Raw genomic sequence first — 12,907 nt, forward strand, 5'->3', positions numbered from 1 at the left:
CTGCGTCGAGCGCGCAGGCGGCGGCGAGACGATGTCTTGCGATCGCCCCGCCGCCGTCATCGCCTTGCGTCGTATCAGAAGCCGAAACTGGCCGACACGGTGCCGCCGAAGCTGTCGTCGCCCGTGTTTCCGGAGACGCCGGCGGAGATATAGACCTTTTCCGAAACGCGCCCCGTCAGCGAACCGGCGAAGCCCTGCTGGCCGTTATAGGTCGCCCCCGCGACGGTGACCGAGAGATTGCTGTCGGGCACGATCCTGGCCTGGCCCAGCGCCATGGCCGCCGCGATGCCGCCCGAAAGCGCGCGGTCCAGTTCGTCCATCCGGAAATTGTTGAGCGTGACCTGCCCCTCCAGCGTGCCGACCCGGTTGGTGAGGCCGCCCATCTGCCCTTCCAGCGTGCCGACGCGGCTGTCGAGAGCGTTGAACTGCGCATCGGTGACGGCCGCGACGGGCATGGCAGCGGCGAGGCCACGCTGGAAACCCGCGCTGCCGCCAAGACTGCTCATGTTGAAGGCGGTGCGGCCTAGCGTGCCCGACTCGTCGGCGGTGACGAGGTAGATCGTGCCTTCCTGCTGCGCGGTGGCATTGTCCAGGCTGGCGACTTCCACCGTGCTGGTCGACGTGCCGATAGCGATCTGGTTCGCCGCACTGGTGGTCGCGCCCGCGCCCAGCGCGGTGGAACCGGTAAAATCGGCGGTCGCGCCGGTGCCGAGCGCGGTGGCGCCAGAGGCGCGGGCCAGTGCAGCGCGGCCCAGCGCGGTCGCGTTCTCCCCGGTCGCTTGCGCGCGATTGCCTACCGCCGTCGCCTGCAGCGCCGGGGCAAAGCTGGAATAGCCCAGCGCGGTCGAGAAATTGCCACGCGCCTGCGAAAACGCACCGAAGGCCAGCGCTCCGGTCCCCGATGCGCCGGCACCCGAACCGAAGGCGGCGGCCTGCACGCCGGAGGCGGTCGTGCCCTGGCCCACGGCGGTGGTGTTGAGGCCGGTCGCCGAAGAGTTCGCGCCCATCGCCGTCGTCAGATCGCCGTCGGCGAGCGCTTGCCGACCCATCGCGACCGAATACTCGCCCGTGGACGAGGCATCGTTGCCGATCGCGATCGCTCTGTTGCCAACGGCTTGGGCGCCTTCACTACCAGTTTCACCGCCGCCGATTGCGATCGCGTATGACCCGGTGGCCCGCGCCCGGTCATTGGGGCTCACTGACGCGCCCAGAGCCACCGATCCCCGCCCTTCGGCTGCAGCCCAGGCGCCCACCGCAAGGGCGGCCGTACTGCTTGCGACAGAGGATTTCCCGAGAGCCTGGGAATTGCCCCCGCTGGCGGTCGCACCCTGACCCAGCGCTGTCGCTCCGATAGCGCTCGCGCTTGCCATCTGGCCGAAAGCGCTGGCGCCGGACCCCGTGGCTTCCGCACGCGAGCCCATGGCGGTGCTGCGATCACCTCCGGCCTCGACGCTGTAGCCGACCGCGGTCGTCTCGGAGCCCGTCGCCGCCGCCAACGTGCCGATTGCAGTGCCGCTTTCGCCGGTGGCCGACGCACTGGCACCGACTGCCACATTGTAACGGTCCGTCGCTTCGGAATTGCTGCCGATCGCGACCGTATTCACGTCCGTGGCGCCACTTCCTTCCCCGATCGCGACCGCACCGGTCGATGCTTCGGAATTGGCCCCGAAAGCAACGGCTCTGAGCGCAGCCTGGGCGGAATGGCCGACTGCGGTTCCCCCGCTTGCGCTGCTGTTGGCGCCGATCGCGATGCCGGTGGTGCCCGAAGCCGTGGAAAGGGACCCTATGGCAATGGCGTCGTCGTCGGTCGCAGAGCTGTTAATCCCGAGGGCAACCGAGCGAAATCCCGTTGCACTGGCCAGCGTACCCAGCGCGGTGGCATCGATCGTCGCCTGCGAATCCGACCCCACGGCCACACCATTGTTGAATGCCACGCTGATGAAACCGATCGCGGTGCCATTTTGCAAGGAACTTGCGCCGCTGCCGAATGCCGAGGCCCCGTCGCCGCTCGCCGAGGTCTGACCGCCGCCGTTATTGTCCGAATCGCCACCGACCGCCACGGCGCCGATGCCGTTCGCCGAAACGTCGTTACCGATGGCCGTCGTGCCCGGGCCGCGCGCGGCTGCGTTGTGGCCAAGTGCGACCGCACCATCGCCCTTCGTGTTTTCCGGGTCGGCCAGCGAATTGGTTCCGCAGGCGAGCGACTGCCCGTTGGAGGTGCTCGCGTCATTGGCGCCGCCTGTCGTATCGACACCGTCGTCGGCATCGCCGTCGCCATTGGTGTCGAGCAGACATTCGGCCGCCGCAACCTCGCTGGTCGGCATGCCGAGCGAAAGGATCGCGGCAAAGCCGAAAGCCGCTCCGCCGATCGCCGTCCGCACCGAAAGTCCCGCCTTTTTTGAAATTGCCATCGTCAGTCTCGCTATTGCTGGTCGTGATGGCGCGGCTTTTGTTAGAGGCGGGGGGACGTGTCATATCCCGTTTGGGGTATGCGGCGGCGACCCGGACACGGCATGGAAGGACGCGATGCCCGATCGTGAAATCGACCTGGAGATCGTCTCCGCCTCGTGGCAGTCGCTGACCGACACCGAGGGCTATGATCGGATGATGCAGGCGTGGGACCGCAAGCTCGCCCATGCCGCTCGTTCGCCCGGGCTGCTCGACCGGATCCTCTCGCGCCAGTTGCATGCGATCGACGATCTCCTGTCGAGCGACATGGATATCAAGGTGGAGGACCCGATAGAGGCGGCGGTGCGCGAAACCCCGGCGCCCGCTATGGTGCTTTCGCCCGATGGCCGGGTCATCACGACCGGCGGCGGGGGAGAGCACTGGTTCGGGGTCAAGCAGGGCGCCCTGGCGGGGACGGAATGGCTGCGCGACGATTCCCGTAGGAACTACGAAGCGGTCCGGCGCACCGCAGGCGGACGCGGCAATGCGGCCTATGCCATCGTGCGGACGGTGAACGGGAACGGCGGCGAACAGCTGGCCGAGGTCTATGCGCTGACGGTGCGCGGGCATGACCGGGGATACACCGTGGTCCGCTCGCTCGAGCTTGAATGGTATCCCGAAGTCTCCGCCAATCTGTCGCAGGCCTTCGGGCTGACCGATGCCGAGACCGAGATATGCAAGTTGCTGTTCCGGCTGCGCGAAACGCCGTTGATCGCGGACGAACGCGGCGCGCAGGCCGAAACGGTGCGCACCCAGCTCAAGCGGATCTATGCCAAGGTGGAAGTCGGATCGAAGGTCGATCTGGTGCGCATGCTCGGCCTGCTGTGCGCACGCGCCGCGCTCAATCGTGAAACGCGCTCCATGCATTATGCCGATCCGCTGGGGCGCGAAACGATCCTCCATCGCGCGGACCGCAGACGGCTTGCCTATACCTGGTGCGGGGCGGAACACGGGACGCCGATCCTGTTCGTCCACGGTGAAATCCCCTACTTTGCGCTGCCGGAATCGACCCGTGCCATGCTGCGCGCGCGCGGGCTGAAACTCATCTGCCTGTCGATGCCGGGGCACGGGAATTCGGATCCCGATCCATCCCGGGAGCAGATCGACGATGGCGTCGCCGCGATTGCCGAGTTCTGCGATCGCCTGGGGCTTCGGGGGCTCGGCGCCTTTGCCAGCTATAGCGGGCAGTTCCCGCTCACCCGGGCCGCCGCGCGCCATCCGCGCCTGTTCTCGGGCGTGATGGTGCTCGGCTTTCCGTGGAACCTGTGCGAGACGCGGTTCAGGGCAATGCCGCTCGCCCAGCGGACGCTGGCCGGGCTGGCGCGCAAGGCGCCCGTAGCGTTCGAGCTGGTGATCCGTCTGGCGCTGCGGCGAATGCAGGAGGAAGGGCCCGATTTCTACCTCTCGCGTGCGTTCGACGGCACGCCGATCGATCTCGCCGCGATCCACGATCCCGAAATGCAGGCGCCGCTGCGTTCCGGCTGCCGCCACCTTGCCAATCAGGGTCACCACGCCTTCGTCCGCGAACAGCTGATGGTGGCGCACAACCATCTTTCGGACTGGTTCGGCGAGATTGAATGCCCGGTGCATTACCTGCTGCCGCCCGACCTTGGCCGGTTCCGGCGCGAGGACTACGAAGCGCTCAAGGCGCTCGGCCCGACGGTGACGGTCGAGCAGGTGCCCGATGCGGGGGAGCTTCTGCCCTACCAGCGTCCCGAACTGTTCGTCGAACGGCTTGCCGATCTCGCGGGCGAGGCACCGGGCCACGTGTTCGCCGCGCGCGACAGCGGCGTGGCGGCGACCTGATCGGGCGCGGAAAGAGGGGCGGCGGAACAGCGTTCTTGCCCGGAATGATCGGCGTATTGTCCATCCCCCATGCTTCGCGGAGGGCATGACCGGGCTGAGTGGGCGTTCGACCGCCGCTGGGCGGTTTACCTGTGGCCGCGAAACGCCTACACCTCTCCCATCCCCGGGGAGCCTGCCGCGCAAACGCAGGTTGAGAGCGGAATACACCGCGACCCGTCGAACCTGATCCCGGTAATACGGGCGGAGGGAGGGAGCGGTTTTCGGAAAAACGCCCGGTCTCCGCCCTCGCTCCGACTTTGTAAGGAGCGTTTTTTCATGGCCGACATTCCCGCACGCACAGAAATCGGCGTCACCACCGGGCCCATTCGCGGCAGCCGCAAGGTCCACGTCGCCGCGCGCACCGGCTCCGGCGTGCGCGTCGCGATGCGCGAGATCGACCTGGAGGGCGGCGAGCCGTCCTTGCGCGTCTACGACACCTCCGGCCCCTACACCGATCCGAACGCCGCGATCGACATCAATGCGGGGCTTCCCGAACTGCGCCGCGAGTGGATCATGGGCCGCGGCGATGTGGAGGAATACGACGCGCGCGAGGTGAAGCCGGAGGATAACGGCCAGCTTGGCCCCGATCGCTCGGGCGGCGTTCCGCAGTTCCCCAACGTGGTGAAGCGGCCTCTCCGGGCCAAGGCGGGCCAGAACGTCAGCCAGATGCACTATGCGCGCAAAGGCATCATCACGCCCGAGATGGAATATGTGGCCGAACGCGAGAATCTGGGCCGCGAACAGATCGCTGCCGAGCGCGATGGGCAAAGCTGGGGTGCCGAGATCCCCGACTTCATCACCCCCGAATTCGTCCGCGACGAGGTTGCGCGGGGCCGCGCGATCATCCCCAACAACATCAACCACCCCGAGAGCGAGCCGATGGCGATCGGGCGCAACTTCCTGGTCAAGATCAACGCCAATATCGGCAACTCCGCCGTGGCATCGGATGTCGCCAACGAGGTCGACAAGATGGTCTGGTCGATCCGCTGGGGCGCAGACACGGTCATGGACCTCTCCACGGGCCGCAACATCCACGACACCCGCGAATGGATCATCCGCAACAGCCCCGTGCCGATCGGCACCGTGCCGATCTACCAGGCGCTGGAAAAGGTCGGCGGCGTGGCCGAGGATCTGACCTGGGAAATCTTCCGCGACACGCTGATCGAACAGGCCGAGCAGGGCGTCGACTACTTCACGATCCACGCCGGGGTGCGCCTGCCCTATGTCCCGATGGCGGCCAAGCGCATGACCGGGATCGTCAGCCGCGGCGGCTCGATCATGGCCAAGTGGTGTCTCGCGCATCACAAGGAATCGTTCCTGTACGAGCGCTTCGACGAGATCACCGAGATCATGAAGGCCTACGACATCGCCTACTCGCTAGGCGATGGCCTGCGTCCCGGATCGATCTACGACGCCAATGACGAAGCGCAGTTCGCCGAACTTTACACGCTGGGCGAACTCACGAAAAAGGCGTGGGAGCAGGACGTGCAGGTGATGATCGAAGGGCCGGGCCACGTGCCCATGCACAAGATCAAGGAGAACATGGACAAGCAGCTCGAAGCCTGCGGCGAAGCGCCCTTCTACACGCTCGGGCCGCTCGTCACCGACATTGCGCCCGGCTACGACCACATCACCAGCGGCATCGGCGCGGCGCAGATCGGCTGGTATGGCACGGCGATGCTCTGCTACGTGACGCCGAAGGAACACCTCGGCCTGCCTGATCGTGATGACGTGAAGGTGGGTGTGGTCACTTACAAGCTCGCCGCCCACGCGGCGGACCTCGCCAAGGGCCACCCGGCGGCGCAGGTGCGCGACGATGCGCTGAGCAAGGCGCGCTTCGAGTTCCGCTGGCGCGACCAGTTCAACCTCTCGCTCGACCCCGATACCGCCGAGCAGTACCACGACCAGACGCTGCCCGCAGAAGGCGCCAAGACCGCGCATTTCTGCTCGATGTGCGGGCCGAAATTCTGCTCGATGAAGATCAGCCAGGAAGTCCGCGAGTTCGCCGCCAGGCAGAACAGCGACAGCTATCTGGCGAGCGAGGATCTGAAGGGTGAAAACTCGCCCGACCAGCGCGCCGAGAACGAGAAGGGCATGGAGACCATGAGCGAGGTCTACCGCGCCAAGGGCGAGCGTCTGTACCTGCCGGAAGAGGAAACGAACGAGGGCTGAGGGCGCGCCCTTCAACTGATACCGCGTGGTCGGGCGGTCTCATCCCCGCCCGACCGCGCTCGGTATCGCTCACGGCTCATACATCGGATCCTGCAAGCCGCGCGGTTCGACCTGATCGAGCCCCTGCTGGATGCTCAGCGTCTGCTGGGTCATCGCCGTCATCAACGACTGGCTTTGCAGGATGAAGGTCATGAACTCCCCGAAATGCTCGGCGATTTTCTGCGCCGCTTCCTCGTCGGGCAGCGTGCCGTGGCGGCGCAGGTCGACCTGGTCGGGATGTTCGAACGAGACATCGAAATAGCGCGCCGTGGGCACGAACCAGCCACCCATTGCCGCAAAGGTATCGCGCGGCGCGACGAACATCTCGAAGCTCGCGCCCGCTTCGGGGCCCGTCGGGGTCTGCAACCAGAGCCCCGCCACGCGCACCGGGCCCTCGCGCCCGGTGGCATCGGCTATGAAGGTGGAATAGCGCCCGCCCGCATTGTCGATCGCCTCGCTGAACATGTCCGGAATGGAGCCGGTGAGGTCACGGCGTGCAACCACTCTTGGCCCGGTCACGCCCTCATGCGCCAGCGCCTCGCGCAAGCCCTGTTCGAAATCGACCGGCGCACCTTCCACCGTGAAGATTGCGGCACCGGCAAAGGCCGGATCGTCGGGCAGGATGCGATTGGAGGAATAGGCGGTCGGCGCGTCGTGCCATCCGGCCAGAATGGTGTGCGAGCCGTCGCGCTGTACCGGCTCGGGGACGAGCCGCGGGAAGTCCCGCGACGCCGGGGTAGCTGCGCTCTCGTCCGAGACGCCCTCCGACCCGTTCTGGGCGGATCCGCTTTGGGGCGCGCAGCCCGCTATCAGCAGCGCCAGCATGGCATGGCGGAACGAGACGGGCATGGACGATTCCTCTGGCAAGTTTGCTTCGGCGCGAGGCGCTAGCTACTTCTGCCGTCCGGGCAACAGGCGAAGGGCGAGCCGTGGCTCGGTCCGGACGGCTGCCCCTGACGCAGGGTGAGGCGGAGTAGCCGCCCGATCCGGGGCGCAGAACGAGAAGGGCATGGAAACCATGAGCGAAGTCTACCGCGCGAAGGGCGAACGGCCGTACCTGCCCGAAGGGGAAGCGGAATAGGACGCAGGAGAATGCCGGGGCGGGCTGGAGGGCGGGGCGAATGGAAGAATACCTGATTTTCTTCGCCCTCGTTCTCGGCGTGAACATGCTTCCCGCCTTCGGGCCGCCGACCTGGTCGATCATCGCGCTTTACGCGTTCAACAGCGACCTCTCGCTCGCCGCGCTGGTCGGGACGGGCGCGCTGGCGGCGGCGAGCGGGCGTTTCCTCCTCGGCCATGCGACCCGCGCGCTGGGCACGCGCTTCCTGCCCGCAAAGACCAAGGCCAACCTCGCCGCCGCGCGACGCGCGCTGGAAGAGCGGCGGCGCGGCGGCCTGCTCGCCCTCGGCCTCTTCGCACTCTCGCCCGTGCCCTCGGCGCAACTGTTCGAGGCCGCCGGGCTCGCGCGCCTGCCGCTGCTGCCCTTCACCGCCGCCTTCTTCGCCGGGCGGATCGTGAGCTATTCGATCTACGGCCTCACCGCGAAGACCATCCGCGCGACGAGCCTGGGCGACGTGCTGCGCGAGGCGGTCAGCAGCCCGCTGGGCATTGCGCTGCAGGTCGCAATGCTGGGCGCGCTGGTGTTGCTCGCGCGGATCGACTGGAGCAAACACCTGCCATCGCGCGGCCAGCGCGGGGGAGAGCGCGCAGGAGAGGATCGACCGTGAGCGACCAGCCGACCGACACCGATGCCGAGGCCATTCTCGACGACCCCTACGAGGAGGAACGCCGTGAGCGCCGCCGCCTGCCGGTGATCGGCCTGTGGCTGACCGCGCTCTATGGGGTCGGGCTGGTGATCTACCTCGTCGCGCAAGGGCAGAACCCGGCGGACCTCAAGCTGAACGAGCTGGGCGACTTCCTCGGCGGCATATCCAGCCCGCTCGCCTTCCTGTGGCTGGTCCTCGGCTTCTTCCAGCAGAGCCGCGAGATCCGTCTGAGCAACAAGGCGCTGCATCTGCAGGCACGCGAAATGCGGCGCAGCGTTGACGAGCATCGGCGGATCGCGGGTGAAGTGTCACAGCCCGAGTAGCCGCAGTATAGTGCGCGTCGTGGAGAGCAGATTGCGTTTCGCTGCTGTGTGCCTAAGCCCCGCCGTCGTGCTCGGCGTCCACGATTTCCAGATTCGCGAGAGAGGAAAACAGTTCCGGTCGATAGTCGCAGTTCTTGTCGCTCGATGACAAACAGGTGACTAGCTCGGGATCGATGGGAGCGTAGTGTGTCGGGCCCAGAGCAAGCGATTTACGCTCGTTCCAGAGTTTCTGCCGCAGCGCCTCGAAGTCGTCTGCACCGAGGCACGTGGTGAGGTCGTCATTACGGATCGACTCGATCAAGCGTCGACCCCGATTCGACTTCGCCTGATGCCCCAGTACGAAGGCAAAGTCGTGCGGCTCCGTTCCTCTGGCGAGCATCGGGCCGCTTACCATTTGCTGTTCGAAAACCGTCTTGCGCGTACCGGCGTCGATGACGCAGAACATGCCAATATTTTCGAATGAACTATTTATATATACGAAGAATTGGTCGGGATAGGCTCGTTTGAGCCGTTCCAGTCGCATTAGGTAATTGACCGTCATCGTGCTGACGATCTGATAGCGATGAACAGTAATGCCACGGCCCAGGGCGCGCTCGATTGCCGATTCTATCGGTGCGGCATTCTTGAGGCTTTCGGCGTTTCTGAGATTAAAGCCGTCGCCGGTGATAACGATTTCCGATTTGGCCTTGTCGATGCATTTGCGGAAATAGGCGTAGAAATCTCTTTTATCCGTCGGGAATTTGACCTGGGTGAACTTGTGCTGCCGGCGTTTGGAGCGCCACAGAAGGATCGGCGAAATTATCGCCCATCCGAAAACCGCCAGTGAGATGAACGTCTCAAGGTAGCCGATCTGTTCGAAAAAATCTGTCATACCCCCCCCGAGGAAACCTACCTTGTAAAGAACTTCTCCAGATAAGGCTCTACTTCGAATCCGCTCATTCTCGCGGAAAGATCTATTTGCAGCTTCATCCGTGCTTTGAGATAATTGAGTGTGAAAAATTCGCGATAGATGAACCGGCCCCTGTCCAGCTTCTCGGTCGAGTTTCGATAGAAATACTCGTTGAAAGCCGAGCCGCTCGGGCAGCGTGTTGAAACGACGCATGGGATATGGGCGGTCAGGTCTTCCTCGATTTTGGACCGGACGTCGTCGGGCATGGATCCGGTTCCCATTCCTGCAATGACGAGACCATCGAGCCGCCCCAGGCTCTTCGTGTCCAAGTCCATGTCAACGTGTGTCATCAGCACGCCGACACGCGCGATCTTTTCGAAGGTCTTACCGTCGTTGAGCGTAACGCCATGGGTCGCTGAATCGCGCGAGCAATTGAACGGAATGCTCGCCTGCCCGTTGCGCATCTCGCCAATGGGTCCCGGCGAAGCGGAGAACCCGTCGAGCAATTCGGAATCCTGCTTGAACAGCCTCGAGGCGTCGAAAAAGCGGTCCGCGATCGTGAACACCACATCCCCTGCCCGAAGAGCCGAACTCTGGAGCGCCGTGATCGCATTGTAGAGGTTCGAAACGCCATCATAACCCTGAACCTGGGTCGGCTTGCTCGCCCCCACCAACACTACTGGCCTGGGATAGGGGCCAAGATAATCGATGGCGAAGCCTACTTCCTCGGCAACGTCGGTCCCGATCGTAATGATGGTACCGGCCACGTCGTCGGCCGAATGCAGCACGTGGGCCACCTGCATGATATCGCGAAGGGTGAAATTCGCCGCTAAGCCTGAAAACAGCTCCTCTTCGCGAAAGTCGATATCGAGCCCGGTTCTCTCGATCAGATTTGCAAGGGAAGCTGTCCAGGCCATTTTCGCATCACTGTGCTCTTGAACGATCGTGCCGCCGCAATTGAGGAACAGTAATTTCATGCAGTCAGTCTCATCTATGGACGTGCGTGGCAGCCCGGTGATGGGCGGGACCGGAGTTGACTAACATGCCCCCCGTGGTGCGGCTAGGTCGGAAACCCTTCCGGATAGGAGCCGCATTGTCGGCTCACGGTATCGTGCGGCGATACGTTGTTCATGATCGAGAGAATGACCGTGATGCTGTCGGCGACGCGTACACGGAGAGCAGCAGAGCCAGGCGCAAACCATCGCCTATTTAAGTGTTGCGGGTTCCGTCGGTCACATACCGGGTGCCGACCAGGCTCCCCCGCCGTTACCCCTCCGCAGCACCCGGCTGCCGGAGTGCCCCCAATGACCAAGCCCGCCCCCAAGACCTGGCCCGAACTCGCGGTCGAGAGCTGGATGCTCGGTGCCGAGATGGGCATGGTCGTCTGGCTTCGCTCGCTGCGAATGATGGCGGGCGGGAAGCTGGCCGAGCGGGAGGCGCAGCGGATGGTGAGCGAGAAGGTGAGCGCCGCGATGACCTTGTGGCCTGCGATGATGGCTGGGGGCTTCAGCCAATCTCCCGAGGAGGCGACGGGCCGCGCGCTGGCGCATTACGGCAAGCCGGTACGCGCCAACCGCAGGCGGCTCAGCCGGTAGGGATCGCTCGGCCAACTTCGCAGCCTCTTCGCGTCTCCGCATGAATAGAACGCTGGAGCCCGGATCCCCCGCCTGCGCGGGGGCAGGCAAGTCCGGGGTGACGATTGGGGGGCATGACGCGCGGCGGCGCGGTTCGGCAAGGGCGGCGCGCGTAATCGGCGCTTCTGTCACCCTGTCGCCCCGGCGACAGCGCGAAAGCCGGTCACACGAAAAACCCGCCCCGGCGCGGGTGGCCGGGGCGGGCATGTGTCGCAAGCTATCGTGCTGCGCGTGTTTACATCGCGGCGGGCATCTCCGCGTCGGGCAGTTCGGCGAGCTGGCGCGCGCTCTGGGTGGTCTGCACGTTCATGTCCCGATCCATGTCGTCGTCGTCGGTTTCGGGACGCGCGACGAGATCGTTCATGGGCACGAGGACGTAGCGTTCGGTGCCTTCGAGTTCGACGACCAGACCTTCGACCGTGCCCATGGCGTTGCGGCGGACCTGCTCGATATCGCCCAGATCGTTGCCGTCGGCATCCACGAGGTCGGCATCGATCAGCTGTGCTTCGGTCATGCCGAGGGCCGCTTCCTCGTTGCCCGATTCGGCTGCGCTCTGTTCGGCCTGCATCTCCATCTGGTCCTCGGCCATGTCGGCTTCCTGCTCGGCCTGGGATTCGCAGGCGGTGATCGCCAGAGCGGCCAGCGGAAGGACGACGAACTTCGAAAATTGCATTGGTTTCTCCTCTTGAAAGCGACAGAATGAGCCGCGCGCCCGTGCGTTCCTGACAAATGTTACGCAGAGCGGACGGAAACCGGCGCGCCGAAAATCCATCGTTAGGTTATCGGGCGAAGGCGTGCTAAAGAGCTTGGGCTGACGTCGAAATTTGCGACGGACTTCGGAATTTGCCTCGCCGCTTGCCACAAGAGCCACCAGCTCAGAACCGGCCCCGGCGTAAACCAGACGACGTTTTCCTTTCTTCGGACGACCTGATGCACGACCCAGGGGGCACTCTGCCTTGCGGGCAACCCTACGTTCTCGAAAGGAACATCACATGGCCAAGACTGGCACCGTAAAATTCTTCAACGCCGACAAGGGCTACGGCTTCATCCAGCCCGACGATGGCTCGCCCGACAGCTTCGTGCACATCACCGCCGTGCAGGCGGCGGGCATGCAGTCGCTGGATAAGGAACAGCGGCTCAACTACGAAGTCGAGCAGGGCCGCAATGGCAAGGAAAGCGCGGTCAACCTTTCCGCCGCCGACTGAGCGTTTTCAAGGGGCGTCGCATCGATCGGATGCGGCGCCCTTTTTATTTTTCCGACACTCCCCCCTCCAGCACGGAAGACAGCCCATGGCCCAGAGCTACGAATTCTACTGCCAGCGCGCGGACGAAGCCGCCGCTGCCGCCAGCGCCGCCAAGCTCGACATGGTGCGCGAACGCGAATTGCGGGCCGAGAAGACCTGGCGCGGTCTGGCCGAACACGCGCGCGGGGTGGCCGAGGAACGCGCCAAGATCGTGCGCGACAAGGCGGAAGCTGCCACCAGCGACGAGGCTGCCTGAGGGGCCCTGCCTGAAAAGCCTTTCCTACACCGGCCCGCCTGTGGCCTATCGTCCCCGATGATTGCGCTGCCAGCCATCCCGGATCCCATGGAGAATTCCGCGAGATAGGCCTGGCGCATCCGAAGCACTTTTTCCTGTCCTGAACACTGTGTCAGGTGTGTCAGGGGGCTGCGCATTTGGCCTGGCCCACATGATACCGATTTTTGCATGGGTCCCCCTGGACGCGGCCCGGACTACCTCCTTTGGTGCCATGTTGTCGCCATTATCGGAACATCGCCCCGAGCGATCGAT

At 64.8% G+C, this 12,907-nt stretch carries 12 protein-coding genes and 1 riboswitch; of the genes, 7 read left to right on the forward strand and 5 right to left on the reverse strand.

Going from position 1 to position 12,907, the window contains the following annotated elements:
* Window positions 1-74 precede the first annotated feature (74 nt).
* Window positions 75-2,411, reverse strand: a complete 2,337-nt coding sequence (locus tag ADAD_RS0101835; RefSeq protein WP_010408625.1) for a YadA-like family protein — start codon at window positions 2,409-2,411, stop codon at window positions 75-77.
* 115 nt (window positions 2,412-2,526) lie between these two features.
* On the opposite strand from ADAD_RS0101835, the gene ADAD_RS15380 reads away from it, so the two are divergent.
* Together ADAD_RS15380 and thiC are read left to right on the forward strand one after the other, a co-directional pair.
* The gene (locus ADAD_RS15380) at window positions 2,527-4,254 is read left to right on the forward strand and encodes an alpha/beta hydrolase (protein ID WP_010408626.1); all 1,728 of its coding nucleotides are present in this window, start codon (window positions 2,527-2,529) and stop codon (window positions 4,252-4,254) included.
* A 154-nt stretch (window positions 4,255-4,408) separates the two neighbouring features.
* Window positions 4,409-4,520: riboswitch (TPP riboswitch) on the forward strand.
* 49 nt (window positions 4,521-4,569) lie between these two features.
* Window positions 4,570-6,465: a phosphomethylpyrimidine synthase ThiC gene (gene thiC / locus ADAD_RS0101845; protein WP_010408627.1), complete on the forward strand. Its 1,896-nt coding sequence runs from the start codon at window positions 4,570-4,572 to the stop codon at window positions 6,463-6,465.
* A gap of 69 nt (window positions 6,466-6,534) precedes the next feature.
* Here thiC and ADAD_RS16270 read toward each other — a convergent pair whose 3' ends face one another.
* Window positions 6,535-7,353: a hypothetical protein gene (locus ADAD_RS16270; protein ID WP_010408628.1), complete on the reverse strand. Its 819-nt coding sequence runs from the start codon at window positions 7,351-7,353 to the stop codon at window positions 6,535-6,537.
* Window positions 7,354-7,625: 272 nt separating this feature from the next.
* Between ADAD_RS16270 and ADAD_RS0101855 the strand changes: the two genes are divergently transcribed.
* Both ADAD_RS0101855 and ADAD_RS0101860 read left to right on the forward strand, forming a co-directional pair.
* Window positions 7,626-8,231 (forward strand): hypothetical protein, encoded by a 606-nt coding sequence (locus ADAD_RS0101855; protein ID WP_010408629.1) that lies wholly within the window; start codon window positions 7,626-7,628, stop codon window positions 8,229-8,231.
* Complete coding sequence (locus tag ADAD_RS0101860) at window positions 8,228-8,593, forward strand: hypothetical protein (protein ID WP_010408630.1); 366 nt, start codon at window positions 8,228-8,230, stop codon at window positions 8,591-8,593. Before ADAD_RS0101855 ends, ADAD_RS0101860 begins: the two co-directional genes overlap by 4 nt.
* A 52-nt stretch (window positions 8,594-8,645) precedes the next feature.
* Here the strand turns inward: ADAD_RS0101860 and ADAD_RS0101865 are convergent, their stop codons facing one another.
* Together ADAD_RS0101865 and ADAD_RS0101870 are read right to left on the reverse strand one after the other, a co-directional pair.
* A complete protein-coding gene (locus ADAD_RS0101865; RefSeq protein WP_010408631.1) occupies window positions 8,646-9,464 on the reverse strand; it encodes a hypothetical protein in 819 nt (272 codons plus the stop codon).
* A gap of 17 nt (window positions 9,465-9,481) precedes the next feature.
* A complete protein-coding gene (locus tag ADAD_RS0101870; RefSeq protein WP_083825532.1) occupies window positions 9,482-10,459 on the reverse strand; it encodes an asparaginase domain-containing protein in 978 nt (325 codons plus the stop codon).
* Between the two features lie 327 nt (window positions 10,460-10,786).
* On the opposite strand from ADAD_RS0101870, the gene ADAD_RS0101875 reads away from it, so the two are divergent.
* Window positions 10,787-11,077: a hypothetical protein gene (locus tag ADAD_RS0101875; protein WP_010408633.1), complete on the forward strand. Its 291-nt coding sequence runs from the start codon at window positions 10,787-10,789 to the stop codon at window positions 11,075-11,077.
* A gap of 274 nt (window positions 11,078-11,351) precedes the next feature.
* Here ADAD_RS0101875 and ADAD_RS0101880 read toward each other — a convergent pair whose 3' ends face one another.
* Window positions 11,352-11,789, reverse strand: coding sequence for a PRC-barrel domain-containing protein (locus tag ADAD_RS0101880; RefSeq protein ID WP_010408634.1), 438 nt, complete (start codon window positions 11,787-11,789; stop codon window positions 11,352-11,354).
* A 319-nt stretch (window positions 11,790-12,108) separates the two neighbouring features.
* On the opposite strand from ADAD_RS0101880, the gene ADAD_RS0101885 reads away from it, so the two are divergent.
* Window positions 12,109-12,321: a cold-shock protein gene (locus ADAD_RS0101885; RefSeq protein WP_010408635.1), complete on the forward strand. Its 213-nt coding sequence runs from the start codon at window positions 12,109-12,111 to the stop codon at window positions 12,319-12,321.
* Window positions 12,322-12,406: 85 nt separating this feature from the next.
* Window positions 12,407-12,616: a hypothetical protein gene (locus ADAD_RS0101890; RefSeq protein ID WP_010408636.1), complete on the forward strand. Its 210-nt coding sequence runs from the start codon at window positions 12,407-12,409 to the stop codon at window positions 12,614-12,616.
* The last annotated feature ends 291 nt before the right edge of the window (window positions 12,617-12,907 follow it).

It is taken from the genome of Citromicrobium sp. JLT1363 (assembly GCF_000186705.1).
In the GTDB taxonomy this organism is placed as follows: Bacteria; Pseudomonadota; Alphaproteobacteria; order Sphingomonadales; family Sphingomonadaceae; genus Alteriqipengyuania.

What these genes read in the sequence shown, in the direction of transcription:
- ADAD_RS0101835 (WP_010408625.1), bottom strand. Translation starts at nt 2,411, where the DNA reads ATGGCAATTTCAAAAAAGGCGGGACTTTCGGTGCGGACGGCGATCGGC.
- ADAD_RS15380 (WP_010408626.1), top strand. Translation starts at nt 2,527, where the DNA reads ATGCCCGATCGTGAAATCGACCTGGAGATCGTCTCCGCCTCGTGGCAG.
- thiC (WP_010408627.1), top strand. Translation starts at nt 4,570, where the DNA reads ATGGCCGACATTCCCGCACGCACAGAAATCGGCGTCACCACCGGGCCC.
- ADAD_RS16270 (WP_010408628.1), bottom strand. Translation starts at nt 7,353, where the DNA reads ATGCCCGTCTCGTTCCGCCATGCCATGCTGGCGCTGCTGATAGCGGGC.
- ADAD_RS0101855 (WP_010408629.1), top strand. Translation starts at nt 7,626, where the DNA reads ATGGAAGAATACCTGATTTTCTTCGCCCTCGTTCTCGGCGTGAACATG.
- ADAD_RS0101865 (WP_010408631.1), bottom strand. Translation starts at nt 9,464, where the DNA reads ATGACAGATTTTTTCGAACAGATCGGCTACCTTGAGACGTTCATCTCA.
- ADAD_RS0101870 (WP_083825532.1), bottom strand. Translation starts at nt 10,459, where the DNA reads ATGAAATTACTGTTCCTCAATTGCGGCGGCACGATCGTTCAAGAGCAC.
- ADAD_RS0101875 (WP_010408633.1), top strand. Translation starts at nt 10,787, where the DNA reads ATGACCAAGCCCGCCCCCAAGACCTGGCCCGAACTCGCGGTCGAGAGC.
- ADAD_RS0101880 (WP_010408634.1), bottom strand. Translation starts at nt 11,789, where the DNA reads ATGCAATTTTCGAAGTTCGTCGTCCTTCCGCTGGCCGCTCTGGCGATC.
- ADAD_RS0101885 (WP_010408635.1), top strand. Translation starts at nt 12,109, where the DNA reads ATGGCCAAGACTGGCACCGTAAAATTCTTCAACGCCGACAAGGGCTAC.
- ADAD_RS0101890 (WP_010408636.1), top strand. Translation starts at nt 12,407, where the DNA reads ATGGCCCAGAGCTACGAATTCTACTGCCAGCGCGCGGACGAAGCCGCC.